The sequence below is a fragment of the Synechococcus sp. YX-04-1 genome, from assembly GCF_030546365.1.
Taxonomy (GTDB): domain Bacteria; phylum Cyanobacteriota; class Cyanobacteriia; order PCC-6307; family Cyanobiaceae; genus Parasynechococcus.
The window spans coordinates 72,747-98,045 of the sequence record NZ_JAUONZ010000002.1 but is presented as its reverse complement, the minus strand read 5'-3'; the positions used below and the strand labels follow the sequence as shown (position 1 = coordinate 98,045).

The window sequence follows — 25,299 nt, the reverse complement described above, 5'->3', positions numbered from 1 at the left end:
GAAGAACGCCAAAGGCGCAGTGCGACAGGTTATCTCAACGTGAGAATCGACTGGTGCGCTCCGGACCCTTGCTGCGCAGGCTGCCGCGGGTGACGCCGAGCTGGTGGTGGATCTGCTCCTGGGACCAGACGTCCTGGGTGGCCATCCGACCCGCCAGAGCCTCGGCGTAAAGGCTGACGCGCCGACGCGTCGCAGCGGAATCTTCATCGAGAAGTTCAAGCCGAATGGTGCGCACGCCCGCCCTCAGCAGCGACGGAAGCGCCTCAACGCCCGATTGCGCCGTTCCATTGAAGAGGGTGTTGCGACAGCCCAGATCAGCACGCAGGGGATGTTCAACCCCGCTGCGATCCCGAAGGGTGACGTGGTGCTTCTCACAGGGACGACCGCAATCGGTGTGGTCCTTGCCGTCCGAGAGGAACGCACAGAACAAGCAATGCTCCATGTGGAACAACGGCATGTGCTGATGCAGGGTGACCTCCAGAAGCGCTGGATTAACGGCGGCGGCCAGATCCAGAAGTTGCTGAAGGTTCAGGTCGTAACTGGCCGTGAGTCGCTGCAGCTTCCAGTGGTCGCGATACCAGTGGAAACTCAGGGGGTTGGCGGTGTTGAGGGAAAAGTCGCCGATGCAGGGGGCCAGCGGCGTTAGCACCTCCAGCTGATCGGCATTTCTCACGAGGAAGCCGTCGGGACGGGCGCGAATCAGAGGTTCAAGGCTCCAGCGTTCATCGGGCCGTGTGATCCGTGCCCCGGCCAACCAAACACCTTCCGGCCAGCAGCCTCGACCGATCGCCACCGCTTCCCGCAGCTCCCGGGGCTGCTCGAGATCCGCCACCACCGAGCGAATCGGCAGGCCCGTGCCGGCGAGATCCACCAAGGCCTGCAACTGATCCAGGCTGCGCACCAGCACCACCAAGCCTGGCTTGGTCTCGCTGGGGGAAGCCTCAGCTGGGGGGCACATCTGGGCCAGCAGCTCTGTTGGGTCTGCCGTTTTGGAGGGTGCAGGGCCAGGGACTGAATCGGTGCTGTCATCCAGCGAGGCCTCCAACCGCTCCAGCAGGGCCCTGCGCATGCGGTTGAGTTCCGCCATAGGCAGAAAAAGATCGCCCTGCAGCTGGACCTCCAGATGCTGAAGCGACCAGCCGGTTCCCCCCAGGCGTCCCAATTGCTGCTCAAGCCGTTCCCGATCCAGGGGACGCTGCGAAGCGCTCTGCAGCGGAATGGTGCTGTTGACCTGCAGATCCACCCCCTGGGGTGCCAGCAGGTGCAACTCAAGCGGTGCATCCAGCCGACCGGACACCCGCAACGCCAGATTCCGAGAACGCGCCTCCACCCTGCGGCGGGCAGCACGCTGCCAACGGGACTGCCAATCGGGGTCACTGGTGAGCCAGACCGAAGCGCCAGGTCTCAAGCCAGAGCCATCCACACGCTCGGGCCCAAGGCGCAGCTTCCAGCGTTCGTCTCCCATCCGCTCACACACCATGATCCGACCACCGATCTCCCGAGGCGGCTGCAGGGGGTCAGACGACAGCTGTTCCAGCACAAGGCCCTGACCGGCTTGCAGCTGTTCCCTGCTACGCAGATGCAACCAACCACCCCGTTCCACCCGCAGCAACTGCCCCAGCAGCGGGCCCCGCTTCTTGCTCCAGCGGCCATGCACCAGACGGCGATGGTTCACCCCTTCCAGCCAACCGGTGGACAGACCTCGGGAAAATGCCAGCTCAAGCTGGCGTTGCACCTGCGGTGCCGAAGCGGGGATCTGATCCAGTCGCTGCCGATAGGCGTCGGTGACGGCTGCCACGTAGGCAGCGTCCTTTAGGCGACCTTCGATCTTGAGGCTGGCCACGCCGATGCGCTGCAATTCCGGCAGCAACTCCCAGGCCGCCAGATCCTGGGGCGAGAGGAGGTAGCGCTGGTCTTCCAGGGAGTGGGGTTGACCATCCACCACCATTTCGTAGGGCAGGCGACAGGCCTGGGCACATTCACCTCGATTGGCACTGCGCTGCCCGAGGGATTCACTGGTCAGGCATTGACCGGAATAGGCGACGCAAAGGGCACCGTGCACGAACACCTCCAAGGGCATCGAAAGGTGCCGCTGGACCAGTTGTCTCTGCAGGCGCTCAAGATCACGCAGGGCCAGCTCCCGGGCCAGCACCACCCGTTGACAACCGAGCGCAGCCGCCTGGGCAATCCCCGCTGCACTGGTGATCGACATCTGGGTTGAGCCGTGCACACAGAGGTGGGGAACCAGCCGCTGGGCCAAGCGACAGAGCCCCACGTCCTGGACAATCACCGCATCCACCCCCGCCCGGTCTGCGGCGATCAACAATTGAGCCGCTGCCTGCAATTCATCGCTAAACACCAACACGTTGAAGGTGAGGAAACCCTTCACCCCCCGCTGATGCAGCCACTGCATCACCTCAGGCAGGTCATCCAGTCGAAAATTCTCAGCCCGCTGACGAGCGTTGAAGGCATCAACGCCGAAATACACCGCATCGGCACCGGAGGCGGCAGCCGCCTTCATCGCAGCCCAGTCGCCGGCGGGAGATAGCAGTTCGGGGACATTCAAGGGTCGCGCCTGGAGAACCGACTGGCCGGCTCAAACAAACGCAATGCATCCGCATTGCCCTGGTAACGCCAATGCCAGGGTTCGTACATCACGCCCTGTTTGTTGCCCTTAGGAAAAGACAACACAAAGTGATATCGGGCCGCGTGATCCTGAAGCCAGCGAAATGCTTCGGTGTCTTGAAAGCTCTGGGAGAGGTTGGTCTCAGGAAAACGGCCATCGCCTAGATCAACGGCATAACCAGTGCTGTGCTCGGAGTACCCCGGTGGAGCCGACACCTGGGCACGCTCTTCTGCGGTCTGGTTCCGTTCGGAGGCCACATCAAAAAAGATAGATTCCTGGAGGGCCAGAGAGCGGAATCCACTGAGCAGACGCATATCGACCCCGTCAGCTGAGGCTGAACGCATCATCGTGTCGAGGGCGGCGGCGGCCTCCACATTCAGCTCAATCCCCGGTTCAAAGACGATGAGTTGATCGGCATCCGCCTCTCCATAGGGGAAGTGACCGAGGAGACGGCCATCGGCGTCGGGACGTTCACGAAAACCTGAAATCTCAAGGGTCTGCGTTGGCTGACGACGGGATAGCAAGGTTGGAAGCAGCATCACTGCAGCCAGGCTTCCAGCACAGACAAGAACAAGACCAAACAGCAGACCAGCTGCGCCATTTCCCTTGCGTTGACGCGGCTGTCGTGTTCGACGGGCGACCGGAATATCCTCCCGCTCGGTGCGTCGCGCAGAGGAGGCCCGAACCAAGGCGCTGATGCGTGTTGTTTCGATCGTAAAGGCAGCAGCCAGATCAACCCACAATGGTTGATGTGACAGTGATAGCTTCACAAAACAATCCAGCGGAGACGGGCTGAGATGTTGCGAGTTGCGGTGATCGGCGGTGGCCCCAGTGGCTCCTGTGCTGCCGAAATTCTGGCCAAGGCAGGTATCGAGACTTGGTTGTTCGAGCGCAAACTCGACAATGCCAAACCCTGTGGTGGGGCGATTCCGCTCTGCATGGTCGAGGAGTTCGACCTCCCCGACGAAATCATCGACCGCAAGGTCCGCAACATGAAGATGATTTCCCCCTCCAACAGAGAGGTGGACATCAAGCTGGATCCCCTCGGCTACGACGAAAACGCCTACATCGGCATGTGCCGTCGTGAGGTTTTCGATGCCTTCTTGCGCAACAGGGCCGCCGATCTGGGCACCACCCTGATCAATGGCCTGGTGCAGAAGATTGACACAGGCACAGACCGTCAGGGCCCGTACACCATCCATTACGCGGACTACAGCGGTGGTGGCCCCACCGGTGAGCCGAAGACCCTGGCCGTGGACCTAATCATCGGTGCCGATGGCGCCAACTCCCGGGTGGCGAAAGCCATGGACGCCGGTGATTACAACGTGGCCATCGCCTTCCAGGAAAGGATCAAGCTTCCTGCTGAAGAGATGACCTATTACGAGGATCTGGCTGAGATGTACGTCGGAACGGACGTCTCACCTGACTTCTATGCCTGGGTGTTCCCCAAATACGACCACGTGGCCGTGGGAACGGGAACCATGCAGCAGAACCAGAGCCTGATCAAGGGTCTGCAGAGAGGCATCCGCGAGCGGGCCAACAAGCGTCTGTTCCAGGGTGAAGTGATCAAGGTGGAAGCGCATCCGATTCCTGAGCACCCCCGTCCGCGACGGGTCGTGGGCCGCATGGCGCTTGTGGGCGATGCAGCGGGCTATGTCACCAAGAGCTCCGGTGAAGGCATTTATTTCGCTGCCAAGAGCGGCCGGATGTGTGCGGAAGCGATCGTTGAAATCTCCAACAACGGTGCTTCCATCCCCACCGAAAAACAGATCAAGTCGACCTACCTCAAGCGCTGGGACCGTAAATACGGTGCCACCTATGTCGTGCTCGACATCCTGCAGCGAATCTTCTACCGCAACGACGCTGCCCGCGAAGCGTTCGTGGAGATGTGCGATGACAAGGACGTGCAGAAGCTGACCTTCGACAGCTACCTGTACAAGCGGGTGGTGATGATGAACCCCTGGCAGCAGATCAAGCTCACCCTCCGCACCCTGGGCAGCCTGATCCGGGGCGAGGCCCTGGCTCCATCCGATTACAACCCTGTTCCGTCGGCTGTTGGTCGTTCAGACGGCGATTTCCTTGCGGAGGAAGCGGCCCAACAGATCAAGGCTCAGGCCGGTGAATCCAAGGGGTCCAACTCCACAGGTTCCGAGTCGAAGGAAAAGGCCGGCGTCTCCTGAGGGAGTCCGGCCCACAAAATCGCTGAAGCTGCTGGTTAGTTGCGCGACTCGATCGCTTTGCCAGCTGCATTCTTAATCTGCTCAATCCCTTGCTCAAGGTTCTTGGCGGGGGATGTTTCTTTCTTGGTCGTCGACCAGACGTTGATGGCGTAAACGGCGGCGGCAGCAAGGATCACCGCCGCAATCACGGTTTCAAGACCTTGGCCACCTTGGCGGATCACCACAGGCTGCTGGGTGGTGTTTGTCTCTTGATCAGGCATTGCAGCTGAATGGACTGGCCCCTGCTGAGCCGAGAGGCCAGCACTGCCATTTATTTGGATTGAATCGATTCAAACTCAGCCAACACCGATGCCTGATTGCGCAGAACGGCCAACAGGTTGAGTCGATTGAGCCTCAGCGCGGAATCGTCGACCATCACCATCACGCTGGTGTCACCATCAAAGAAGGCCTGGAGAGCCGGAGTTGCTGCGACAAGCGCATCGGCGAGGGATTGATACGACCGCTGCTGAGCCAGTGGCTGCAGCTGCTCCAGAGCGGCGAACAGATCCTTCTCACTGGCTGACTCGAAGCGCTCGGGCTGAACCACATCGCCGGCCACAAGCTGATCCCGTGTCAGATCACCTTTTTCAGCAAGCTTGGCTGCCCGTTGCACCACCGCCTGGACGGCATCCAGCTGACCGCTGTCCCGAAGGTCACGCAACAGCTGAATCCGCTGTTTCACATCCAGGGGATCACTGAGCAGACGCTGGCTGGAGACGGCATCACCAGCAACAGCCTGCACCAGATCGGGAGCAAAGCCGTCGTCTTCCAGTTGAGACACGATCCGCTGCCGCATCAGCTGACAGAGGTCGTTGTGCAATTGGCTGGAATCCACCCCAAAGGCAGGGAAAAGGGAAGCCCACTCCGCCACGGCGTTGTTGAGGAACGCCATGAGGTCAAGGCGCCAAGCCATACCCCAGAGAATCTGCACAACGCCATTGCCGGCCCGCCGCAGGGCATAGGGGTCGGAGGATCCTGTCGGCCGCTCTCCCTTGGCAAAGATGCTGAGCAGCAGCTCAAGCCGTTCCGCCAAGGCCACAACAGCTCCCGCGAGGGTTGCGGGCAGGGCATCACCGGCGCCCCGGGGCAGATAGTGCTCCACCACAGCGAGAGCGACATCGCGAGGTTCTCCCTCCTCCAGGAGGTATTTGCCCCCCATCAGGCCCTGAAGTTCAGGGAACTCGCCCACCATCTGGCTGACCAGATCGTTCTTGCAGAAATGAGCGGCACGCTGGGCCGCATCCGCCACGCTCTGATCAAGACCGAGTTGCTTCAACAGCAGCCCCGTCAGCCGCTCGATCCGCTCGGAGCGGTCCAGAAGACTGCCCAGCCCTTCAGCGAAGGTGACGCGATCAAGGGCTTCACGCCGAGATGCGCTGGATTGACGTCGGTCAACGTCCAGAAAAAATTCGGCATCCGCCAGGCGCGCTCCAAGCACGCGTTCATTGCCACGAACGATTAGTGAAGACGCCGGGGCCAGGCCATTGCCCACCAACAGGAACTGGGGCCGAAGCACAGCCTCAGCGGTGAGACGGAGCGGGTCAGCCTCCAGGCCAGGCACCTGGAGTGGCACATAACGCTGGTGAGCCTGCATCACCGTGCTGATCACCTCCGGAGGAAGCTGAAGGAACCGTTCAGCAATGGTCCCCTCGAGAATCCTGGGATCTTCAACCAGGTCCACCAGTTCCTCGAAAAGAGACTCCGGACAGTCGGGTGTTCCATTGGCGGCCTGAGCCGACTGATCAAGGCTGGTGCGAATCCGTTTGGCCCGCTCCGCACGATCGACAACAACGCCGGCGGCGGCGAGGGTTTCACCAAACACCTCCGCTGATGCGATGGACAGTGGCTCGTCACCATGGAGACGGTGGGCACGGCTCAAACGATCGCTGCGGACCTCGGGGTCAGCGCCGTCGAGCACCACAGGGATCACCTCTGACCCCTTGAGCGCTAGCAGCCAGCGAATGGGGCGGCTGAAGCGCTGGGCTCCGGTGCCCCAGCGCATGAACCGCCGGCCCTGGAGAGCATCAATCCATTGGGGAATCAGCCCCTGGAGCAGTTCAACACTGGCTTGACCGGGGGTGAGCACGGTTGCGAAGACGCAAGGCCCCTTCGGAGTTTCACGCTGCTCAAGGGCTGAGGGATCAACACCGCAACGCTTGGCGAAACCGATCGCCGCAGGCCCTGGGATGCCGTCCTTGAAGGCCTGAGCCACAGGAGGGCCCTTGCGGTCTTCCTGAAGATCGGGCTGGCGGTCCTCCAGCTCAGCGACGGAGACCACCAGACGCCGGGGGGTGCCGAACACCAACACCGCTCCATGGGCCAGCCTTGCCTCACGCAGATCACGACTGACCCGCTGCTGCAGCTGATCAAGCGCTTGCCTGACGAAATCGGCAGGAAGCTCCTCGGTGCCGATTTCCAGAAGAAAGGTTGCCGTCACGCCAAGGTCAGAGCCGAAAGCGACTGTATTGGAAGCCGTTTCGCTACGTTCAAATCAAGAAAACCTTTTCGGGGTGGGGGAAGGCTCCTTGGCAGTGGCGGAATCAGGAACTCAATCGCTGTCCAAGGCGGAGCAGCGCAAGCTGGATAGCGACCATCTGCGCGACCCGTTGTTGAGCGAGCTCAGCAACGACGACGTTCGCTTCACGGAAGATGCTGTTCAACTGCTGAAGTTTCACGGCAGCTACCAACAGCACCACCGCGAACTGCGCAAGACAGACAAGGTCCGCAGTTGGCAAATGATGCTGCGGCTGCGCAGTCCGGGCGGACGCATCCCCGCCAGGCTGTTCCTCGCCCTCGATGACCTGTCCAACCGCCTTGGGGATGGCACCCTGCGAGCCACCACCCGTCAGGCCTTCCAGATGCACGGCATCGCCAAGGCCGATCTGAAAGAGGTGATCGGCACCATCGTTCGCAACATGGGCTCGACCCTGGCGGCCTGCGGCGATATCAACCGCAACGTGATGGCACCCCCAGCTCCTTTTGAGAAAGGCGGCTATCCCGTGGCACGGCGCCTCGCCGATGAAATTGCCGATCTGCTCAGCCCCGAGGCGGCCGAGGGGGCCTATCTCGACCTCTGGGTGGATGGTGACCTGAGTTATCGCTTCAAGCCCAGCCGAGCCGTTCAGAAGACCAGAAAGCGCCAAAGCGAAGGCGGCGTTTTTTCCGGCAGCACTGAAGAACCTCTCTACGGGGATACCTACCTGCCCCGGAAGTTCAAGGTGGCCGTCACCGTGCCAGGGGATAACTCCGTTGACCTGCTGACCCAGGACATCGGCCTGGTCGCCTTCACCGACCCCTCCGGCGAACTGCGGGGCTGCAACGTCTACGTGGGCGGTGGCATGGGTCGCACCCACAACAAGGAGGAAACCTTCGCTCGCACAGCGGATCCCTTGGGTTACGTCGATGCAGCCGACGTTCTGGATGTGGTTCAGGCGATCCTGGCTCTGCAACGGGACCACGGGGATCGGGAGGTTCGCAAGCACGCCCGCATGAAGTACCTGCTGCATGACAAGGGCATCCAATGGTTCCGCGACACCCTGTGTGCGACCTATTTCAAGGGAAGCCTCAAGGGGCTGCGCAATGAGCCGAAGGCCAAGCTGTTGGACTACCTCGGCTGGCATCGACAAAAGGCTGGGATGTGGTTTGTGGGACTGCCCCTGCTCTGCGGTCGTCTGAACGGAGAGCTCAAGGCAGGGCTCAGGCAGCTCGTGGAGACTTACCAGCTGGAGATTCGTCTCACCGCCAATCAAGACCTACTGCTATGCAACATCGGCACCTCCCAGCGCGCCAGCATTCGAACCCAGCTGGAAGCCCTTGGGTTTGAGGTGCCTGAAGCTCCAGCCCCCCTGGCCAGACATGCCATCGCCTGCCCGGCCTTGCCCACCTGCGGCCTGGCGATCACCGAATCGGAGCGCATCCTTCCGGATGTACTGGATCGCCTTGATGCCCAGCTGCGGCGGCTCGAGATTGAGAAGTCTCTTCTGGTGCGCATGACCGGTTGCCCCAACGGCTGCGCTCGCCCTTACATGGCTGAGCTGGGATTGGTGGGCAACGGGGTCAACCAGTACCAGCTGTGGCTGGGCGGCACCCCGAACCTCCAGCGTCTTGCGCGCCCGTATATGGAGAAACTCCCCCTGGACGATCTGGAAAAAACCCTTGAGCCGCTCCTCCTCAGCTGGAAAGCTGCGGGCGGACGACGCAGCTTCGGGGACCACATCGAGAAGCTGGGCGATCAGGAAGTGAGCGCGCTGTTGACGGCCTCGGCGTAGACCGCCACAGCTGCATCCTTTCGCCAGGCCCAGAGCTGATCGCCGAACGAGTAGTGCCACCACTCGTTTGGATGCTGAACAAAGCCGGCTGATCCCATCACTTCAGCAAGCAACTGCCGGCGTTGATGCCAGCGCCGAGCTTCGGAATCCTCCCGACCGGCGTAGTGCTGCGGTTCAGACACCGCACCAATGGCATCAATCTCTCCACCCATGGCCAGCGGCGTTCCATCGCTACTGCTGAGGGTGAGGTCGACAGCAGCACCGGTGCTGTGGGGTGGCGGTGTGGCGGGATCCCGACTGGGAGCGGCCCAGAACCGCCCCACATCGGCCAAAACCTGATCGAAGGCGTCCCCCGAGCGCACCTCCACACCGCGATCACGGCAGAGTTCAGCAATGCTGTGGTCCACCATGAAGGCCTGCACGGCGATCGGCCGCCACGCATCAAAAATGCTGAGTCGCAGGCTGGGGTCGTGCTCGATCAACCGCTGCTGAGCGTCTAGCAGGCGCTGAACGACCCCCAAACGCAATTGGAAAGGATTTCCCGACGCCCCATAGGGTGCCCCGAGCGTCATGTACGGATGGGGTTCCATCCGCAACAAATCGGGAGGCAGCAGTTGCAAGGGCTCTCCGCAATCTTCGATCGGAATTGGGCTCCAGGGGCGCATCGAAACTGCAATGGGATGGGTCAGTTCAAAGGGGTGCCGCCGCTGAGGCGACGCTGCTGTGCATCGAGGGTCTCGCGCAGCAACGGGTGCTGCTCGAGCTCGGGATCATGCTTTAACAGCCCCTGGGCAGCTGTTCGTGCGTCCTCCAGAACGGAACCATCATCAGCAAGGCTGGCAAGGGCCAGATCAGGCAGGCCCGACTGACGGGTCCCCAGAACCTGTCCAGGCCCGCGCAAGCGCAAATCCATCTCGGCGATCTCGAAGCCATCGGTGGAGCGCACCAGCACATCCAGACGCTGGCGGGCCAGAGGGTTGGAGCTGCCATTGATTAACAGGCAATGGGAGGCAGCAGCACCACGGCCGACGCGCCCCCGCAACTGATGCAGCTGCGCCAGGCCAAAGCGTTCGGCATGGTCGATCACCATCACGCTGGCTTCAGGCACATCCACCCCCACTTCCACCACCGTGGTTGAAACCAGCACCTGGGTCTTGCCCGCAGCGAAATCGGTCAGCACCGCCTGCTTGTCGGCACTGGAGAGACGTCCATGCAGCAGACCAACTGCCAGATCAGGAAAAACCTCCGAGGCCAATTCAGCGTGAACCTCAACGGCTGAGCGAAGCTCGAGCTTTTCCGACTCGTCCACTAGAGGCAGAACGACATAGGCCCGCTGGCCCAGCTGCACCTCCTCACGGATCAATTCATAGGCCTTCTCCCGCTTTCCAGCCGTGAGCATGCGAGTGCGAATCGGTGTTCGCCCTGGAGGCAATTCATCGATCTGGCTGACATCCAGATCCCCATGGATCGAGAGCGCCAGGGTCCGTGGGATCGGTGTTGCCGTCATGGTGAGCAGATGAGGCTGCAAGCCCTTGTTGAGCAGGCGATCTCGTTGATGCACACCGAAACGGTGCTGTTCATCCACCACCACCAGCCCCAGGCGGTTGAACACAACCGGATCCTCGAGCAGAGCATGGGTGCCCACCAGCACCTTCAGGGAACCATTGGCTAGGTCATCCAGCAGCTCCCGGCGGCGGGGCCGTGGCGTGGATCCCGTCAGCAACGCGACGCTGACATGGAGCTGCGGCAACCACTGGCAGAGGTTGCGGTAGTGCTGCTCGGCCAACACCTCCGTGGGGGCCATCAGGGCCCCCTGCCAGCCCGAAGCAATGGTGCTGAGCAACGCTGCAATGGCAACCACCGTCTTTCCAGAGCCGACATCCCCCTGCACCAGACGGGCCATGGGTTCGGTGCGCGCCAGATCAGCTTCGATCTCCTGAAACACGCGTTTCTGGGCTGCGGTGAAGTGGAAGGGCAGCAGAGCCATGAACTCCCCCACAAGCCCATTGGAACTGGACTGAAGATCCAGGTCCGGTCCCTTCCGGGAGCGCAGCGCCTGGCGTCGGCGCAACAGGCCGAGCTGCAGGAGCAGAAACTCATCGAACACCAACCGGCGGCGTCCCTGATCGAGGCTCTCGCGATCCTTGGGCGCATGCAGGGCCTGCAGGGCATCCGCCAGCGTCGGCAGATGGAATTGCCGCTGCAGCGCGGCGGGGAGAGGATCAGACCAGGATGCCGCGAGGGGCAAGACCTGATCGATCAGGCTGCGGAAACGATCAGCTCCGACCCCTTCGGTGAGGGGATACACCGGGAGAAGTCGCCCGATGCTGGGGGATTTGACCGGAGACGAGGGGCTGTCCAGCACCTCGATCAATGGATCCTGAAAGGTGATGCCGTAGGGGCCGTCTTTCACCAGACCACTAACGGCCACGGTGGCACCAACGGGGTAGAGGCGCTGCTGGCCTTTGAGGTAGGCCGGAGAACTGAAGCGTTTGCCCGCCAGGAAACGGCTTACCTTCAGGCGACCCGTCGGATCCTGCAGCTGGAGCTCGATGATGGCGAGGTTGGTGTTCCTCGGGCTGACAAATCCGTTGCAACGACGAATCGTGGCAACGATCGTGGCTGTTTCCCCCGACACCAGCGCCTCAATGCGGCGCATCGCGGAGTAATCGACATGATCGCGGGGGTAATAGCGGAGTAGGTCACTCACCAGAAGTAGGCCGATCGAGGCCAGCCGAGCAGCGAATTTCGGCCCCACACCACGGATCTGGGTGATGGGACTGTCGAGCTGCAGCGGGGAGGAGGTCCGCTTCTGGGTAGACGCCTCCACCTTGAGGCGTGGCGGTGCCATGGGAGCCGAGGGTTCCAAGCGATGGCGCAGCTCATGCAGCCACTGACGGGCATCGGTGACCAAGCGACGGCGGGCAGGATCAGCGAGGTCCGGATAATCGGCAAAGCCTGAGCTGAGCTTGGACATTCGCTCATTGACACCCTGGGGGAATGGCACTGCCGGTGGGGCGGCGAGCTGCTGCTGCAGGAAGTCGTGAAACCGCTGCTGGCGACCCTGCAGATTCTGAAAACCACGGTCAGCCTCCAACCCCAGCGAGCGCTGAATGGGAAGCATCCATGCCAGGAGCAGCGACAGCTGCTCGCCGGTCAGTCCCCGCTCAGCTGCTGCGTTGAATCGGATGGGGTCTGCCAATGGGTCCGGGCCTCACGATCCAGGGAGCGACGCTGCCAATGACGTTGCTGCCGCACCATTGTGAGCAGAGCATGGTGGTGAGCGCGCAATCGTTTGCGGCACTGACGCAGACGTGGGCTGTCGAACTCCAGATCGTTGCTGCGTAAGAGCACACAGAGCACATCCATGCCCTGGTCGATCTCACCGACGGCCAGAGGGAGGCGCAGGCGAAGCACGTTCGTAGCGGTTGGCTGCGTTTCGACTTGTCCCTTCAAGACAGCATCAAGAAGGCTGATGGGCAGGAGGGTCTGGGCCAGCCCTGACCGCAGCATCTGCACATTCACAGCGTGGGACAAGTTGCGAAGGCGTCGCTCAAGCGCCTGATCCATGGCGTGGATCCAGTGCAACAGCGCATCCGGCTCACTGGGGAGAAAGTGGTCGTTGCCTTCAACCGATTGATCCAGATCAATACCGGGCTCAAGGGGCTGTTGAGCCTGCTGCATGGCATCACCGGCCAGCTCGAACAGTGAGCGGAGCACATCCAGATCTCCGGACGATTTGGCTTCCTCTGGTTCAGGGACCGGTTCCGTGACGGGATCCTGAGCAGCGCTGTCCTGGGGGGACTCAAGCGGTGAAGCCAAGCTCAACCGAATGGAACCACTGGGCTCCTCCCGTGGCAGACCAGGTGCCGGGCTTTCGAGCTCAGGTGCACTGTCCTGGGTCTGGCGACTGAGCTTCTGCAGCATGCTTCGGCTGGCATGGGCCTGCTGACGCCGTTGCTCATCTTGCATCTGCCGCACCAGCTGCATCAACTGCTCCACCGTGAGCAAAACGCTGCAGCGGTCAATCAGGTCGGTAACCGACGCATGGAAATTCTGACGGGTCGACTCGGGCAGCCGACTGAAACGGGAGGGATCAACCTCACCAAGAAGATTGAACAGGGCCTGACGGGTGGCTCCTTCCAGCAGCTCCCGCAGCACTTGAAGATAGAGAGCCTGCTCCCTGTAGAGGGCAATGGCCCTCAGCCGGCACAACCGTTGTAGGCGTGCCAGCTGTTCTGACGGGTCGTAAGCAGGCTTGACGTCCGGTTCGGACAAGGGAATCAGCCGGCGTTCTGCATGGACGCCACTTCAGCAGCGAAATCGTTGTCTTCCACCTCGATGCCCTCACCCAGGGTGTAACGGGTGAAACGACGAACTTTCACGTTCTCGCCGATCTTGCCGGCGGTTTGCTTCACCAGGTCTGCAACGGTGATGGAGCTGTCCTTGATGAAGGGCTGCTCCATCAGGGCGAGTTCCTTGAGGCGCTTGCCAATGCGACCTTCAACGATCTTTGCCTTCATCTGCTCAGGCTTGCCCTCGAGATCGTCACGGCCCATCTCAATCGCCTTTTCCCGCTCACGGATCTCGTCGGGAATCTCGTCGGTGGTGACGTACTCGACGTTGGGGCATGCCGCCACCTGCATCGAGACATCACGAAGTAGCGACTGGAACATGTCGCCCCGTGCCACGAAGTCGGTTTCGCAGTTCACCTCAACCAGCACACCCACGCGGGCACCGGTGTGGATGTAACTGCCGATGGCGCCCTCGGCGGCGGTGCGACCAGATTTCTTTTCAGCGCTGGCGATGCCTTTCTGACGGAGCCACTCAACGGCCTTGTCGGCATCGCCTTCTGTGGCGGCCAGGGCCTTTTTGCAATCCATCATCCCTGCGCCGGTCTTGTCGCGCAGTTCTTTGACAAGCTTGGCGGATACGGCAGCAGCCATCGGTCGGAGCAGTGAGAAGGGAAATTAAATCGCCGCCGATTCCCTGTTTGGAATCAGCGGCGTGAACTTAGCGGTCAGAGGAGATCAGCCTTCGCTGTCACCACCACGCTGATCGTTGGAGCCATGGCGGCCCTCATTGATCGCATCAGCCAAACGACCAAGGATCAGCTGCACAGAACGAACGGCGTCGTCGTTGCAGGGAATCGGCACCTCACAGAGGTCCGGATCGCAGTTGGTGTCCAGCATGGAGACCAGGGGGATGTCGAGCTTGCGGGCTTCGAGCACGGCATTCGACTCACGACGCTGGTCCACCAAGACCACCACATCAGGTAGGCGACGCATGTTCTTGAGGCCACCCAGATACTTTTGGAGACGCTCGAGTTCACGACGCAGCACCGCACCCTCTTTCTTGGGGCGCATGGCGATAGCGCCACTGGACTCCATCCGCTCCAGATCCTTGAGACGGTCGATCCGGGCCTTCATGGTGGTCCAGTTGGTGAGCATGCCGCCCAACCAGCGCTGGTTCACATAGGAGGCTCCACAGCGGGCGGCTTCAAGCGCCACCACTTCAGAGGCCTGCTTCTTGGTACCGACGAAGAGAAAGCGCTTGCCGCTGCGGGCAGCAGAACGAGTCCACTTGTAGGCGTTGTTCATGCAGACGGCGGTCTGCACAAGGTCGATGATGTGAACGCCGTTGCGCGCGCAGTAGATGTAGCGCGACATCTTGGGGTTCCAACGACGGGTCTGGTGCCCAAAGTGGGCACCAGCCTCCATCATCTCGGCGAGGGTTACGACAGCCATGGATTGAGGGTTTCGGGTTCGCCTCCACCTGCCAGGGACCTGAACAACCAACAAGAGCTGGTCTCACGGTGCACCCGAAACGGGCAGGTGTGCGGAGTGAAAGGACTTATAGAAGGTATCAAAACGTTGATCAGCGAAGTCCCGCCGCTTTGGCTTCACGGAACAGGGCGCGCACACCAATGCGATTGAGGGGCAAACGAAGCAGCTCCATCGCTGTTCCCGGATAGCCACGCCGGATCAGCCAGCGGAGCAGCGGGCGAAGGCTGGAGGGATTGATCAGCCCGCCGAGGTTGAGCACTTCCCAAAGGATGCGATGGAACCAGGTGAACTGGATGATCAGACGCACCCGCCTGGTTGGATGTTTGCGGTAGAAGACAAGCCCCATACGGGCCCGTTCTCCCTCCACATCCACAAGGCGGGGGATCTGATCGAGGGTTAGGGCGGGGTGCCAGTGGTAACCGACCGCGTCGGGACACTTCACCAACTCCACCCCCATTCGCCGCAGGCGCTCACCCAGTTCCAGGTCCTCCCAGCCGTATAGGCGAAAACCAGTGTCGAAAAGGCCTGAACGCTCCAATACCTCCCGATCAATGGCCACATTCCCGGTGGCGAAATAAGCCCAGGACAAGTCACGTAATTTGTGGCGTTCCGTGCAAGGTGCTTCGAAGTTGGCGGTGTTGATGACAGCGCCATAGGTGAAGCAGAGCCGATCACCACGCCGGTGCCAGCACTGCTGCAACGCCCGTGCATGGGTGGCCAGAAAGGTCTCTGTGACCACCAGGTCGCTGTCGATGAAAACGATCACATCACCACGGGCGTGATCCACGCCGCGGTTCCGACCCTCCGCAGGACCACCATGCGCCTGCTCAATCAGGCGCACATGGGGAAAACGAATGGCTTGCTCCCTCAGCCACGACGGCGTTCCATCGCTGGAACCGTCGTCGACCACAACAACCTCGTAGTCCTGAAGAGCTCCAGCAAGCTGCTGATCTTCCAGTGCCGAGAGGCATTTCTCGAGGATCGGGCGTCGGTTGTAGGTCGGAATAACGACGCTGACGAACATCGCGACGGCCGATGCAGAAGGGAACCCAGCCTACGAACAACAAAAAAGGGGCCCGAAGGCCCCTTTTTATGGATGATTTGATCCGCTGATCAGTCGGCGGCACCACCGTTGTTGGCGGTTCCGGTCACACCATTACCAGCGCCTTCACCGCGGCCATCGTTCCGCATCTTGCGCTTCTTGAACTTGCGCGCGTAGGCGCGGTTCCGCTCCTGCTTTTCTTTCTTCAGGTTTCTGCGCTTGGCCATGCGGAACTGCGGGCTCTGATATCAACATTCATCCTACTAAACAGCATTCATTAAACGCCCATCCTCCATTTGAAGCAGGCGATCGGCGACATCAACGATGCGCGGGTCATGGGTCACCATCAGCACCGCGCAGGATTGTTCACGGGCCAGTCGGCGAAGCAACTCCACCACCTCCCGACCCGTGCGGCTATCTAATGCAGCGGTGGGTTCGTCAGCAAGGAGCAGCCGAGGGTTTGCGGCAAGGGCACGGGCAATAGCGACCCGTTGCTTCTGTCCACCGGATAAGTCGTGAGGAACTTTGCCCATGTGGTCCTCCAGACCGACGGCACGGAGCCACTGACGGGCTTCATCCCGACGAGCCCTGTAACTGAGATCAGGCAGAAGATCGGCTCCCATCTGCACGTTCTGTTCTGCAGTGAGGCAGCGCAGGAGGTTGTGGCCCTGAAAAATCATGCCAATGCGCCTGCGCACCTGCTGGCGGCACCGACGGCCGGCCCCATGAAGTGATTGACCAAGCACCGACACCTGGCCCTGCTGAACCGTCCGTAAGGCGCCGATCAAGGTGAGCAGAGTTGTCTTGCCACAGCCGGAGGGACCGGTCAGCAAAACCACTTCGCCCGGCTCAATGTTGAAACTGATGTTCTGAAGAACCTCGCGGCGCATTCCCCCTTGGCCAAAGGCATGAGAGAGGTTGTCGACAACTACAGCTGCCATCAGAAGATCTCCGCAGGGTCTGCATCGATGAGACGACGCATGGCCAGGAAAGACGACAACATGCACATCACCAAGATCATCACCAGCACGGTCAACGCCCGGGAAAGATCCATGCCGACGGGCAGCTTGGTGGCGTCACGAACGAACCAATACAGCCCCTGACCGGCCAGGTAGGCGGGGACGTACCCCATCGCCGCCAGATAGAAGCCCTCACGGACCACCACCCCCAACAGATGACTGAGGCGATAGCCCATCGCCATCAAGGTGGCGTACTCCGGCAGGTGATCACTCACATCGGTGTAAAGCACCTGGTACACGATCACGCAGCCCACCACGAAGCCCATGGCAGCGCCGAGGGTGAAAATGAAACCGATCGAGGTGCTGCTTTTCCAGTAGTTCTGCTCGAAATCGATGAAGCCCTGCTTGGTCAGCACCAAAACATCCTTGGGCAGTCGCTGGCCTAGTCGGGACACCACCTGCTCAGGATCCGCTCCTGGCTTCAACCGCACCAAACCCACTTCGATCGCCCCAGGCGGCTTCTGGGGCATCAGATCGAGGAACGTCTCAGTGCTCGTGAGCAGATTGCCGTCGGCACCGAAGCTGGTGCCCAGACTCACCAGACCGGCGACACGGACTCGGTTGCCAGCGATCTCAGTTTCGACCACCCGGCCATCGCGATACCAATCGGCAATGGGGCCGAATTCGGGGCGTGACAGCTGATCAAACAGGATCCGCCCTTTCTGTTTGAGAGCATCAGTTTTTTCAGCCAGGGATGGGTCGACAAAGAACGGGTCGTCGGGATTGAAGCCCAACGCCAGGATCGACCGGTTGCGACGCGTTTCAGGGTTCCGCCAGAGCATCAGCCCCCAGTGCACCGGGGTCACCCCGTCGACATCGGAATCGGCCAAGGTCTGAACCAGCCGCCGCCTTGGAAAGGCTTCCATGCTCACGGAGCTGGCGGAGCGGGGACTGATCAGAACGACATCGGCATCGAACAGCCGGTGCGCCGTGACGCTGGCATCGAACAGACCATCACGGAATCCGAGCTGCATGAACATCAGAATTCCCGCAAAGCTGATGCCGGCAAGTGCCACCAGCAAGCGAACGGGCTGGCGCGTCAGCAACAACCAGGAGAGAGGAATCCGACGCCCCCGCCAGAACCGGTTCATGGATCGAAGCGGGCGATCACCTTCAAACCAGCCAGACGGCTGACCTTGGCGGAATCTTCAGGGTTAAGCACCACATCAACCACCACAACACGGGCATCCGCATCGCCGGTGGGATCGGTGGAAAGAACAGACCGTTGTTCCACCTGCGGGCTGATGCGCAGAACGCGACCGGCAAGTTCACCGCGGAAACCACCGTTCTCGCTAATAAGGCGCACGGACTGATCGAGGCGGATCAGGGAGATATCGGATTCATAGACCTCGATGCTGGCCTGCATCGCCTGGTTGGCCCCCACATCCATTACCCCATCCGCACCAGGGCGCTCGCCTGCACGGGCATGCAGCTTGAGCACAACACCATCAAGGGGCGAGATCAGCTGGCTCAGCACGAGGTCGGCCTGGAGCCCTTTGCGCTCCGCCCGGGCCTGATCCCGCTTTCCCTGAAGGCGCACCAGCTCTTCACGCTTGTTGTCCACCAGAGTCAATTCAGCTGCACCCCAATCAGCGGCTTTGCTGAAGCGCTCCACTTCGATGGTCTGAAGACGAATCTCCTGGTCGAGGCTGCGCAGCTGCGCATCGATACGCTCCAGATCAGCGAGGAGGCCATCCCGGTGATCGAAAGACGCCAACACCTGGCCCCGCTTGATCAGATCGCCCTCATTCACATTGAGGGCTGACACCCGGGGTGTCCCCGCCATACCCGCATTGGGAGCGGCCAGATTGCGGATGTCCCCGGCAGGCTCCAGCTGCCCCAGGGCAGCAACCGCTTCCGGACGAACCGTGGGTGCAGGCGCCGGTTCAACCGGTTTGGGTTCGGGAGTCGGCCTCAGCAACCAACCGCCAATGACGGCAATGACCAAACTTCCAGCCAGAACAGACCAGCGCTTGGGGGTCATCAGAGTTCCGGTGGGTTGTCGAACAGAAGCATGTCGATGTAGCGATCGGCCCAGGCGGAATCGAAGGCCTTCTCGAGCACGCGGCGGGTCTTGTCGTTGCGTTTCTGCTGAAGGCAATAGTTCAACTGACCCTCGTACCGGCGGACTGTAGTGAGAGCCGATGAAGGTTCGGGAGTCGCTTCCATCACGCTGGTGGCCATCACCTGCAGGTAGTGGCTCACCAACTCCAAGAAGGCCTCTTCCTCGTCAGCACCATCGGGGCGGATGAAGCACACCTTGTTCGAGAAGATGACCGATCCCCAGGCCGGAAGGTCCCGAACCTGACGGAACGCAGGCCAGGGCTTGGCCTCCAGCCGCTGAATCAACTGCTCCGGCAGGGCATCGGAGGTGGGGGAAAGATCGACGATCGCGGCGGAAACGCCAGCGGGGCCCGTCACGATGTCGGCCCCGAAAATCGGCAGGTCGTAATGGGGATCGGGGAACCAGACGCTGTGGAGGATTTGCAGTCCGTTGCCGAGTCGCGCGACCTCCAAATGAAGTTTGCGAAGTCCGATGCAACGAAAAAGCTCGTTGCCGATCGATAGGCCTTCACCATCGAGTTGCCCCTGGATGAAGCGCAGATCCTCATCGCAGGGAAGGATCTCCAAGCCAGGCAATCCCGCCCAGGCACTACGGATCGCCGCCGCCAAGGCATGCACGAGGGGATGCTGTCCTGGCGGTGGCGCCAGCGGCTTGGGCTGCATCGAAGGGGCAGGGACAGAATGGAACTTTGCCACGCAGTTCTGAACCTTCCGTTCTCCGGTCCCCCACTGGACCATTGGACCCTCCCCAACGGAGTGGGCTGCGTGACGGCCGACATGCCGGATGCACCCCTGACCTGTCTCGATCTCTGGTGCCGTGCCGGCAGTGCCAGTGAACAGCCAGGGGAGGAGGGCATGGCCCATTTCCTGGAGCACATGGTGTTCAAGGGAAGTGAGCGGCTGCCCGCAGGGGCGTTCGACGAGGCCATCGAAGCTCTGGGGGGCAGCAGCAATGCCGCAACAGGTTTTGATGACGTTCACTTCCACGTGCTGACACCGCCGGATCGAGCCCGCGAAGCGTTGGATCTGTTGCTCGAACTGGTGTTACTGCCAAGCCTCGAGCGAGACGGGTTCAACACGGAACGGGGGGTGGTGCTTGAGGAGATCGCCCAATACGCCGATCAACCCAATGAGCAGGTGTTGCAACTGCTGTTGAGCAAGGGCTGTAACCAGCACCCCTACGGCCGACCCATCCTGGGTACCCCCCGCAGCCTGGAGGCCATGACGCCCGAAGCCATGCGGGCGTTTCACCAGCGGCAGTACCGAGGTTCCAACTGCTGCCTAGCGATGGCCGGGCCTGCATCAACTGAGCTGCGCAGTGCCGTGGGGTCCTCGGCTCTGGCTGGCCTCCTGGATGCCTCTGATCCTTCATCACCGTCATCCCCCCTGAGCGTGCGTCCTGGACACGAGAGCGTTGTTGTGGACCGGCTTGAATCAGCTCGACTGCTGATGCTCTGGGAAGCACCCCAGGCCCAGGATCAGGGCGGAGTGATGGCGGCTGATCTCGCCACAACCCTGCTGGGGGAGGGACGACGCAGTCGTCTCGTGAACCGCTTGAGGGAGGAATTGCAGATCGTTGAAAGCGTGTCGATGGACCTCTCGGTTCTGGAGCAGGGAAGCCTGATCACGCTTGAGGTGATCTGCCCGGACGAGCATCTGGAGGCTGTGGAAGAGGAGGTGAACCGGCAGTTACGTGCCATGGCAGATGAGCTCGTCAGTGATCAGGAACTGAAACGGGGCCAGCAGCTGGTGAGCAATGGACTTCGCTACGCCTTGGAATCGACGGGCCAGGTGTCTGGACTCAGCGCCAGCCAAACACTCTGGGACCGTCAGCAGGATCTGCTCCACCCCCTGGCCTTCCTGCCGCCATGGACGGCAGAGCGGCTTCGCTCAGACCTCTTTCCCAGGCTGCAACCCGAACAGGCGTTTGTCCTGACCGCCCAAGCCAAGACGGAGAACGGATGAGCAACCCAGAACTGCTGATCGAACCGGTCTCCACCCCGGGGATTCTGGCCGCAAAACTGCTGCTTCCTTATGGCAGCGCCGACGATCCTGCCGAAACACGGGGAGCCCATGACCTACTGGCATCCCTGCTCAGTCGCGGCTGCGGCCAACACAACCACGTGGAACTGGCGGACCTTGTTGAGGGATGCGGAGCAGGTCTGCGCTGTGATGCCCAGGAGGACGCGCTTGTGCTGAGCCTGCGCTGCACGGTGGAAGACGCAGGGCAGCTTCTGCCCTTGTTGGCACAGATGGTTCGTTCCCCCCAGCTTGAGCCTGGCCAGGTGGCTCTTGAACGTTCACTCACGATTCAGGCCTTGCAACGGCAGCGGGAGGACCCCTTCCATTGCGCCACGACCGGATGGAGGCAGCTCACCTATGGCAACGGGGGCTACGGCCACGACCCCATGGGCATCGCTGAGGAGTTGGTTGATCTGGATCGCAAAGCACTTCTTCCCCTGGCGGAACGGCTGGCTGGGGCATCGAGCGTTCTCGCCCTGGCGGGCAGCGTCCCGCTCCAAATAATCGACAAGATTCGCTCGCTTGAGGACTTTCGCGACTGGCCACAGCGGAACAGCAAAGATCCTTCAGGCCGCCGCCCCTACGCCGAAGCGGTTGGGACCGAAACGATCCAGCTCGAACCAATGGACACCGAACAGGTGGTTCTGATGCTTGGGCAGGCGACGCTGGGACATGGCCACCCGGATGAACTGGCGCTGCGTTTGTTGCAGTGCCATCTGGGGGTGGGCATGTCGAGTCTGCTGTTCCAGCGTCTACGGGAAGACCATGGCGTGGCCTACGACGTGGCAGCTCACTTCCCTGCCCTGACGGGGCCGGCGCCGTTTGTGCTGATGGCCTCCAGCGTGGAGGAGCGCTCAGAGCTCGCTCTGGAGTTGCTGCTGAACATCTGGGATGAGCTGAGTGAGCAGCCCCTCAGTGAGGCCGCACTGGAGCTCGCACGGGCCAAATACATCGGTCAGCTTGCCCAGGGGCTGCAGACCTGCTCCCAACGGGCGGAGCGACGCGTTCAGCTGAAGGCTCAGGGGTTGCCCGACGATCATGACCAGCGCTGTGTTGAGGCTCTCGCGGGGCTGACACCGACGGATGTTCGCCGGGCAGCCAAACGTTGGCTGAGCGAGCCACGACTCAGCCTGTGCGGAACCTCCGGCGCACTGGAGCAGCTCGCCCGGCGCTGGCGGCGCCGGGCAGCTGCTTAGTCCGCCTCAGCGGCATCCACCGCATCCAACCGGTCGAGGGGGATCAGGAACGTTCCCCGGCGAAAACGCACGGCAACCGTGTCAATGGGATGAAGCGCAACCACCTCGCCCACCTCACCGACCGCGACCAGATCAGGCGGTCGCAGCATCGGCATCGGATCCGCCGACTTGAGGTATGCAAGCTGCTGCGACAGGCGCAGGCGATCACCAATCGATACCTTCATCTGGACTGGGCAGGATCTGCATTGTCGAGCAGGATGGGCCGAGTTGAGCGACTGATGTGAGGGCTCTCGCCTCCTGGTGTGGTGCCCTGGCGGGTCTGCTGGCCATCCTCGCCGGTGGCCTTGTTCCGGCCGCGTTGTTCCTGCCTGCCCCCAATCCAATCATTCTCCCCCTGCCCGTCACATGGCAGGTACCAGCGCTGCTGCTCTGCGCCATGGTCAGTGGACCGCGTGCCGGCGTGATGGCCGCTGTTGGCTATCTGTCCCTGGGGTTGTTCAGTCTGCCGGTGTTCCATGGCGGTGGCGGGTTGAGCTACGTGCTTGAACCGGGTTTCGGCTATCTGGCGGGCTTCGTTCCCGCGGCTTGGCTCACCGGTCGGCTGGCGCAGCAGGACGGCATGGATGACCTGCCAAGACAGTCGCTCTGCGCCCTTGCGGGACTGCTCGTTCTCCAGATCTGCGGGGTGCTGAATCTCGCCTTCGGGGCGCTGTTGGGGCGATGGTCCCTTGGCTTCCCCGAGCTGCTGATGCAGTTTTCGATCGGTCCGCTACCGGCTCAAATGCTGCTCTGCATCGGTGCAGGATTCCTCTCGGTTGTGCTGCGCCGGTTGTTAATTATCGAGCCATGAAGAGAGCACTTCCGCGTCGCTCAACCCTGCTGATTGCCCTGGTCATCGTGATGATGGATCAGCTGAGCAAGGCTGCGGCCTCCTGCGCTTTGCAAGGGGGCCAATCCCTACCAGTGCTGCCACACCTGCTCTCCCTGCAATTGGTGCACAACACCGGCGCAGCCTTCAGTGTTCTTCAGAACTCCACTGCCCTGCTTGGGCTGCTCAGCTTTGGTGTTGGCATTGGGCTGATCTTGTGGATCTGGCGTGAACGGGTGCTGCCGTTCTGGCAAGCCCTTGCCGCTGCGGCGCTTCTGGGCGGAACCCTGGGCAATGGTCTTGATCGTTGGCGTTTGGGGCACGTGGTGGATTTTCTGGCGCTCCAACCGATCGATTTCCCGATCTTCAACGGAGCAGATGTCGCCATCAATCTCGCTGTGCTCTGCTTTGCCATCGACCTCATCACACGCCGGGGTGACAGCAGCCGTGGCTGACCCAAACTTGCCCTGAGGCTGGTGTGACGCAGGCATGAAACGCCAAACCCGGTTGCTGATCGGTCTCGCCGTTGCCTTTGTGGCTCTCGTGCTGATCGGCGTTGCTGTTCAGACCATCCGCAGCCTGCTGTGGGATCTGAGTTACTTCCTGCCTCCCTGGTTGCTCACGCCGGTGCTGCTGCTGGGGTTCGTGCTGGTGGCCACCGTGGCGGTGCAGGTGGGTTGGCCGATGTGGAAACGCCTTAAAACACGCCCAGACCAACGCCAAAGTCAACCCACCGCCGCTCCAAAGAACCGCCGGGATGCCGCAACCACCAGCCTGGGCCATGTGGATCGTCTAATCGAACGCATCCAGGACGACATCAGCCGCCGCAGCCTTCAGAACGAACGCGATCGGGTCGCTGAGGAGCTGAAGCGAGGCGATCTGGTGGTTGTGGTCTTCGGCACCGGATCGAGTGGCAAGACATCGCTGATCCGTGCCCTACTCAATGAAATGGTCGGCGATGTGGGTGCGCCCATGGGCGTGACCAAAACAAGCCGTGCCTACCGCCTGCGTTTGAAAGGTTTGGAGCGTGGTCTTCAGCTCGTGGACACCCCAGGAATCCTGGAAGCTGGAGAAGAAGGCCTCAGCCGAGAGGAAACAGCCCGTCGTCGGGCGGTTCGCGCCGACCTGTTGATTGTGGTGGTGGATGGAGACCTCAGAGCCTCGGAATACGCCGTCGTGAGCTCTCTCGCCAGTCTCGGCAAGCGCCTGCTCCTGGTGCTGAACAAGCGGGATTTACGCGGTGTTGAGGAGGAAAGGAGGCTCCTGCAAGTGCTTCGTTCCCGTTGCCAGGGACAGCTCAACGCTGCGGATGTGGTGGCCTGCAGTGCATCTCCTCAATCGATTCCTCAACCAGGACGTCGCCCGCTGCAGCCGCTGCCTGACGTCAGCGATCTGCTGCAGCGCCTCGCCGTCGTGCTGCACGCCGAGGGGGAGGAATTAATTGCCGACAACATCCTTTTGCAATGCCGATCCCTCGACAGCCGTGGGCGCGACCTGTTGAACGACCAGCGGTCTCGGGAAGCCAAACGCTGCATCGACCGCTACAGCTGGATGGGAGCGGGGATCGTCGCCGCCAACCCGCTGCCTGGGATGGATCTGTTGAGCACAGCAGCAGTGAATGCCCAGATGATCCTGGAGATGGCCAAGATTTACGGGGTCGAGATGTCCCGTGATCGCGCCAAGGATCTGGCCCTGTCCCTCGGACAGACTCTGGGCAAGTTAGGCATCGTCAAAGGTGCCATGAGCTTGCTGGGCACCAGCCTGAGCCTGAGTTTGCCCACCTTGGTTCTGGGTCAGGTGCTCCAAGGGGTGGTGACCGCATGGCTAACCCGAATCGCAGGAAGCAGTTTCATGCGCTATTTCGAGCAGGACCAAGACTGGGGTGACGGCGGCATGCAGACCGTTGTTCAACAGGCTTTTGAGCTCAACCGACGGGAACTCTCACTGCAGCGCTTTCTGGCCAGTGCGATGCGGCAAGTGGTTGAACCGCTTCAGACGGCGGCGGCGGGACGGCTTCCCCCCCGGCCAGGGCCTCAGCAGGAGGGGGAAGCATCGGACCCCGGGCATCCAGAACCGTGATCAGGAGCAGATAGAGCACACCAATCGCCACGGAGATCGCCCCGGTGATGATGGCAACCCAGCGTGAACCCTGCTGCTGTTCCGACATGGGAGCCTTACAAACGATGGCG

Annotated in this window: 23 protein-coding genes; 7 read left to right on the top strand and 16 right to left on the bottom strand. The window is 61.5% G+C overall.

Annotated elements, in window-relative coordinates; genetic code table 11:
* Positions 1-34: 34 nt before the first annotated feature.
* Together Q3Y53_RS03800 and Q3Y53_RS03795 are read right to left on the bottom strand one after the other, a co-directional pair.
* Positions 35-2,566, bottom strand: coding sequence for a U32 family peptidase (locus Q3Y53_RS03800; protein ID WP_303533030.1), 2,532 nt, complete (start codon positions 2,564-2,566; stop codon positions 35-37).
* Positions 2,563-3,315: a M15 family metallopeptidase gene (locus Q3Y53_RS03795; protein WP_303533027.1), complete on the bottom strand. Its 753-nt coding sequence runs from the start codon at positions 3,313-3,315 to the stop codon at positions 2,563-2,565. Before Q3Y53_RS03795 ends, Q3Y53_RS03800 begins: the two co-directional genes overlap by 4 nt.
* Positions 3,316-3,423: 108 nt before the next feature.
* Here Q3Y53_RS03795 and chlP point away from each other — a divergent pair, with 108 nt between their 5' ends.
* Positions 3,424-4,806, top strand: a complete 1,383-nt coding sequence (gene chlP / locus Q3Y53_RS03790; protein ID WP_303533024.1) for a geranylgeranyl reductase — start codon at positions 3,424-3,426, stop codon at positions 4,804-4,806.
* Positions 4,807-4,841: 35 nt separating this feature from the next.
* Here the strand turns inward: chlP and Q3Y53_RS03785 are convergent, their stop codons facing one another.
* Positions 4,842-5,066 (bottom strand): hypothetical protein, encoded by a 225-nt coding sequence (locus Q3Y53_RS03785; protein ID WP_303533021.1) that lies wholly within the window; start codon positions 5,064-5,066, stop codon positions 4,842-4,844.
* Between the two features lie 50 nt (positions 5,067-5,116).
* A complete protein-coding gene (gene glyS / locus Q3Y53_RS03780; RefSeq protein WP_303533019.1) occupies positions 5,117-7,282 on the bottom strand; it encodes a glycine--tRNA ligase subunit beta in 2,166 nt (721 codons plus the stop codon).
* A gap of 73 nt (positions 7,283-7,355) precedes the next feature.
* On the opposite strand from glyS, the gene Q3Y53_RS03775 reads away from it, so the two are divergent.
* Entirely contained in the window at positions 7,356-9,113 is a 1,758-nt protein-coding gene (locus tag Q3Y53_RS03775) for an NADPH-dependent assimilatory sulfite reductase hemoprotein subunit (RefSeq protein ID WP_303533017.1), read from the top strand.
* On the opposite strand, the gene Q3Y53_RS03770 is transcribed toward Q3Y53_RS03775, so the two are convergent.
* From Q3Y53_RS03770 to Q3Y53_RS03720, 11 genes are all read right to left on the bottom strand, one after another.
* Positions 9,077-9,778 (bottom strand): M15 family metallopeptidase, encoded by a 702-nt coding sequence (locus Q3Y53_RS03770; RefSeq protein ID WP_226423993.1) that lies wholly within the window; start codon positions 9,776-9,778, stop codon positions 9,077-9,079. The two genes, Q3Y53_RS03775 and Q3Y53_RS03770, sit on opposite strands and share 37 nt — an antisense overlap.
* A 20-nt stretch (positions 9,779-9,798) precedes the next feature.
* Positions 9,799-12,237, bottom strand: a complete 2,439-nt coding sequence (gene recG / locus Q3Y53_RS03765) for an ATP-dependent DNA helicase RecG (protein WP_303534014.1) — start codon at positions 12,235-12,237, stop codon at positions 9,799-9,801.
* A gap of 32 nt (positions 12,238-12,269) precedes the next feature.
* The gene (locus Q3Y53_RS03760; RefSeq protein WP_303533014.1) at positions 12,270-13,391 is read right to left on the bottom strand and encodes a hypothetical protein; all 1,122 of its coding nucleotides are present in this window, start codon (positions 13,389-13,391) and stop codon (positions 12,270-12,272) included.
* A 5-nt stretch (positions 13,392-13,396) separates the two neighbouring features.
* A complete protein-coding gene (gene tsf, locus Q3Y53_RS03755; RefSeq protein WP_303533011.1) occupies positions 13,397-14,059 on the bottom strand; it encodes a translation elongation factor Ts in 663 nt (220 codons plus the stop codon).
* 84 nt (positions 14,060-14,143) lie between these two features.
* Positions 14,144-14,860, bottom strand: coding sequence for a 30S ribosomal protein S2 (rpsB, locus tag Q3Y53_RS03750; RefSeq protein WP_006850376.1), 717 nt, complete (start codon positions 14,858-14,860; stop codon positions 14,144-14,146).
* Between the two features lie 130 nt (positions 14,861-14,990).
* Positions 14,991-15,923 carry a glycosyltransferase family 2 protein gene (locus Q3Y53_RS03745; protein ID WP_303533003.1) on the bottom strand — a complete coding sequence of 311 codons (933 nt, stop codon included), beginning with the start codon at positions 15,921-15,923 and terminating at the stop codon, positions 14,991-14,993.
* Between the two features lie 89 nt (positions 15,924-16,012).
* Positions 16,013-16,168 carry a hypothetical protein gene (locus Q3Y53_RS03740; RefSeq protein ID WP_006850288.1) on the bottom strand — a complete coding sequence of 52 codons (156 nt, stop codon included), beginning with the start codon at positions 16,166-16,168 and terminating at the stop codon, positions 16,013-16,015.
* A 36-nt stretch (positions 16,169-16,204) separates the two neighbouring features.
* A complete protein-coding gene (locus Q3Y53_RS03735) occupies positions 16,205-16,882 on the bottom strand; it encodes a DevA family ABC transporter ATP-binding protein (RefSeq protein WP_226423996.1) in 678 nt (225 codons plus the stop codon).
* Positions 16,882-18,051 carry an ABC transporter permease DevC gene (gene devC / locus Q3Y53_RS03730; protein WP_303532960.1) on the bottom strand — a complete coding sequence of 390 codons (1,170 nt, stop codon included), beginning with the start codon at positions 18,049-18,051 and terminating at the stop codon, positions 16,882-16,884. The genes Q3Y53_RS03735 and devC overlap by 1 nt, the downstream gene beginning before the upstream one ends.
* Positions 18,048-18,944 carry an HlyD family efflux transporter periplasmic adaptor subunit gene (locus Q3Y53_RS03725; RefSeq protein ID WP_303532958.1) on the bottom strand — a complete coding sequence of 299 codons (897 nt, stop codon included), beginning with the start codon at positions 18,942-18,944 and terminating at the stop codon, positions 18,048-18,050. Before Q3Y53_RS03725 ends, devC begins: the two co-directional genes overlap by 4 nt.
* Positions 18,944-19,687: a phycocyanobilin:ferredoxin oxidoreductase gene (locus Q3Y53_RS03720; protein WP_303532956.1), complete on the bottom strand. Its 744-nt coding sequence runs from the start codon at positions 19,685-19,687 to the stop codon at positions 18,944-18,946. The genes Q3Y53_RS03725 and Q3Y53_RS03720 overlap by 1 nt, the downstream gene beginning before the upstream one ends.
* A gap of 18 nt (positions 19,688-19,705) precedes the next feature.
* Between Q3Y53_RS03720 and Q3Y53_RS03715 the strand changes: the two genes are divergently transcribed.
* Both Q3Y53_RS03715 and Q3Y53_RS03710 read left to right on the top strand, forming a co-directional pair.
* Positions 19,706-20,989: a pitrilysin family protein gene (locus Q3Y53_RS03715; protein ID WP_303532953.1), complete on the top strand. Its 1,284-nt coding sequence runs from the start codon at positions 19,706-19,708 to the stop codon at positions 20,987-20,989.
* Entirely contained in the window at positions 20,986-22,242 is a 1,257-nt protein-coding gene (locus Q3Y53_RS03710; RefSeq protein ID WP_226424001.1) for a pitrilysin family protein, read from the top strand. The genes Q3Y53_RS03715 and Q3Y53_RS03710 overlap by 4 nt, the downstream gene beginning before the upstream one ends.
* Here Q3Y53_RS03710 and Q3Y53_RS03705 read toward each other — a convergent pair.
* Entirely contained in the window at positions 22,239-22,466 is a 228-nt protein-coding gene (locus tag Q3Y53_RS03705) for an NAD(P)H dehydrogenase assembly family protein (RefSeq protein ID WP_226424002.1), read from the bottom strand. The two genes, Q3Y53_RS03710 and Q3Y53_RS03705, sit on opposite strands and share 4 nt — an antisense overlap.
* 56 nt (positions 22,467-22,522) lie before the next feature.
* On the opposite strand from Q3Y53_RS03705, the gene Q3Y53_RS03700 reads away from it, so the two are divergent.
* Genes Q3Y53_RS03700 through Q3Y53_RS03690 form a run of 3 tightly spaced genes read left to right on the top strand, consistent with a single transcriptional unit; the run spans position 22,523 to position 25,189 of the window.
* Positions 22,523-23,092, top strand: coding sequence for a biotin transporter BioY (locus Q3Y53_RS03700; protein WP_303532948.1), 570 nt, complete (start codon positions 22,523-22,525; stop codon positions 23,090-23,092).
* On the top strand, positions 23,089-23,565 hold the full coding sequence (gene lspA, locus Q3Y53_RS03695) for a signal peptidase II (RefSeq protein WP_303532945.1): 477 nt from the start codon (positions 23,089-23,091) through the stop codon (positions 23,563-23,565). The genes Q3Y53_RS03700 and lspA overlap by 4 nt, the downstream gene beginning before the upstream one ends.
* Before the next feature lie 34 nt (positions 23,566-23,599).
* A complete protein-coding gene (locus tag Q3Y53_RS03690; protein WP_303532942.1) occupies positions 23,600-25,189 on the top strand; it encodes a YcjF family protein in 1,590 nt (529 codons plus the stop codon).
* The last annotated feature ends 110 nt before the right edge of the window (positions 25,190-25,299 follow it).

Bases quoted from the DNA above. Each gene is read 5' to 3' on its own strand.
- devC (WP_303532960.1), bottom strand. From the start codon at position 18,051: ATGAACCGGTTCTGGCGGGGGCGTCGGATTCCTCTCTCCTGGTTGTTG.
- Q3Y53_RS03725 (WP_303532958.1), bottom strand. From the start codon at position 18,944: ATGACCCCCAAGCGCTGGTCTGTTCTGGCTGGAAGTTTGGTCATTGCC.
- Q3Y53_RS03735 (WP_226423996.1), bottom strand. From the start codon at position 16,882: ATGGCAGCTGTAGTTGTCGACAACCTCTCTCATGCCTTTGGCCAAGGG.
- Q3Y53_RS03720 (WP_303532956.1), bottom strand. From the start codon at position 19,687: ATGCAGCCCAAGCCGCTGGCGCCACCGCCAGGACAGCATCCCCTCGTG.
- lspA (WP_303532945.1), top strand. From the start codon at position 23,089: ATGAAGAGAGCACTTCCGCGTCGCTCAACCCTGCTGATTGCCCTGGTC.
- recG (WP_303534014.1), bottom strand. From the start codon at position 12,237: ATGCTTCCCATTCAGCGCTCGCTGGGGTTGGAGGCTGACCGTGGTTTT.
- rpsB (WP_006850376.1), bottom strand. From the start codon at position 14,860: ATGGCTGTCGTAACCCTCGCCGAGATGATGGAGGCTGGTGCCCACTTT.
- Q3Y53_RS03710 (WP_226424001.1), top strand. From the start codon at position 20,986: ATGAGCAACCCAGAACTGCTGATCGAACCGGTCTCCACCCCGGGGATT.
- chlP (WP_303533024.1), top strand. From the start codon at position 3,424: ATGTTGCGAGTTGCGGTGATCGGCGGTGGCCCCAGTGGCTCCTGTGCT.
- Q3Y53_RS03745 (WP_303533003.1), bottom strand. From the start codon at position 15,923: ATGTTCGTCAGCGTCGTTATTCCGACCTACAACCGACGCCCGATCCTC.
- Q3Y53_RS03690 (WP_303532942.1), top strand. From the start codon at position 23,600: ATGAAACGCCAAACCCGGTTGCTGATCGGTCTCGCCGTTGCCTTTGTG.
- Q3Y53_RS03740 (WP_006850288.1), bottom strand. From the start codon at position 16,168: ATGGCCAAGCGCAGAAACCTGAAGAAAGAAAAGCAGGAGCGGAACCGC.
- tsf (WP_303533011.1), bottom strand. From the start codon at position 14,059: ATGGCTGCTGCCGTATCCGCCAAGCTTGTCAAAGAACTGCGCGACAAG.
- Q3Y53_RS03785 (WP_303533021.1), bottom strand. From the start codon at position 5,066: ATGCCTGATCAAGAGACAAACACCACCCAGCAGCCTGTGGTGATCCGC.
- Q3Y53_RS03770 (WP_226423993.1), bottom strand. From the start codon at position 9,778: ATGCGCCCCTGGAGCCCAATTCCGATCGAAGATTGCGGAGAGCCCTTG.
- Q3Y53_RS03705 (WP_226424002.1), bottom strand. From the start codon at position 22,466: ATGAAGGTATCGATTGGTGATCGCCTGCGCCTGTCGCAGCAGCTTGCA.
- Q3Y53_RS03715 (WP_303532953.1), top strand. From the start codon at position 19,706: ATGGAACTTTGCCACGCAGTTCTGAACCTTCCGTTCTCCGGTCCCCCA.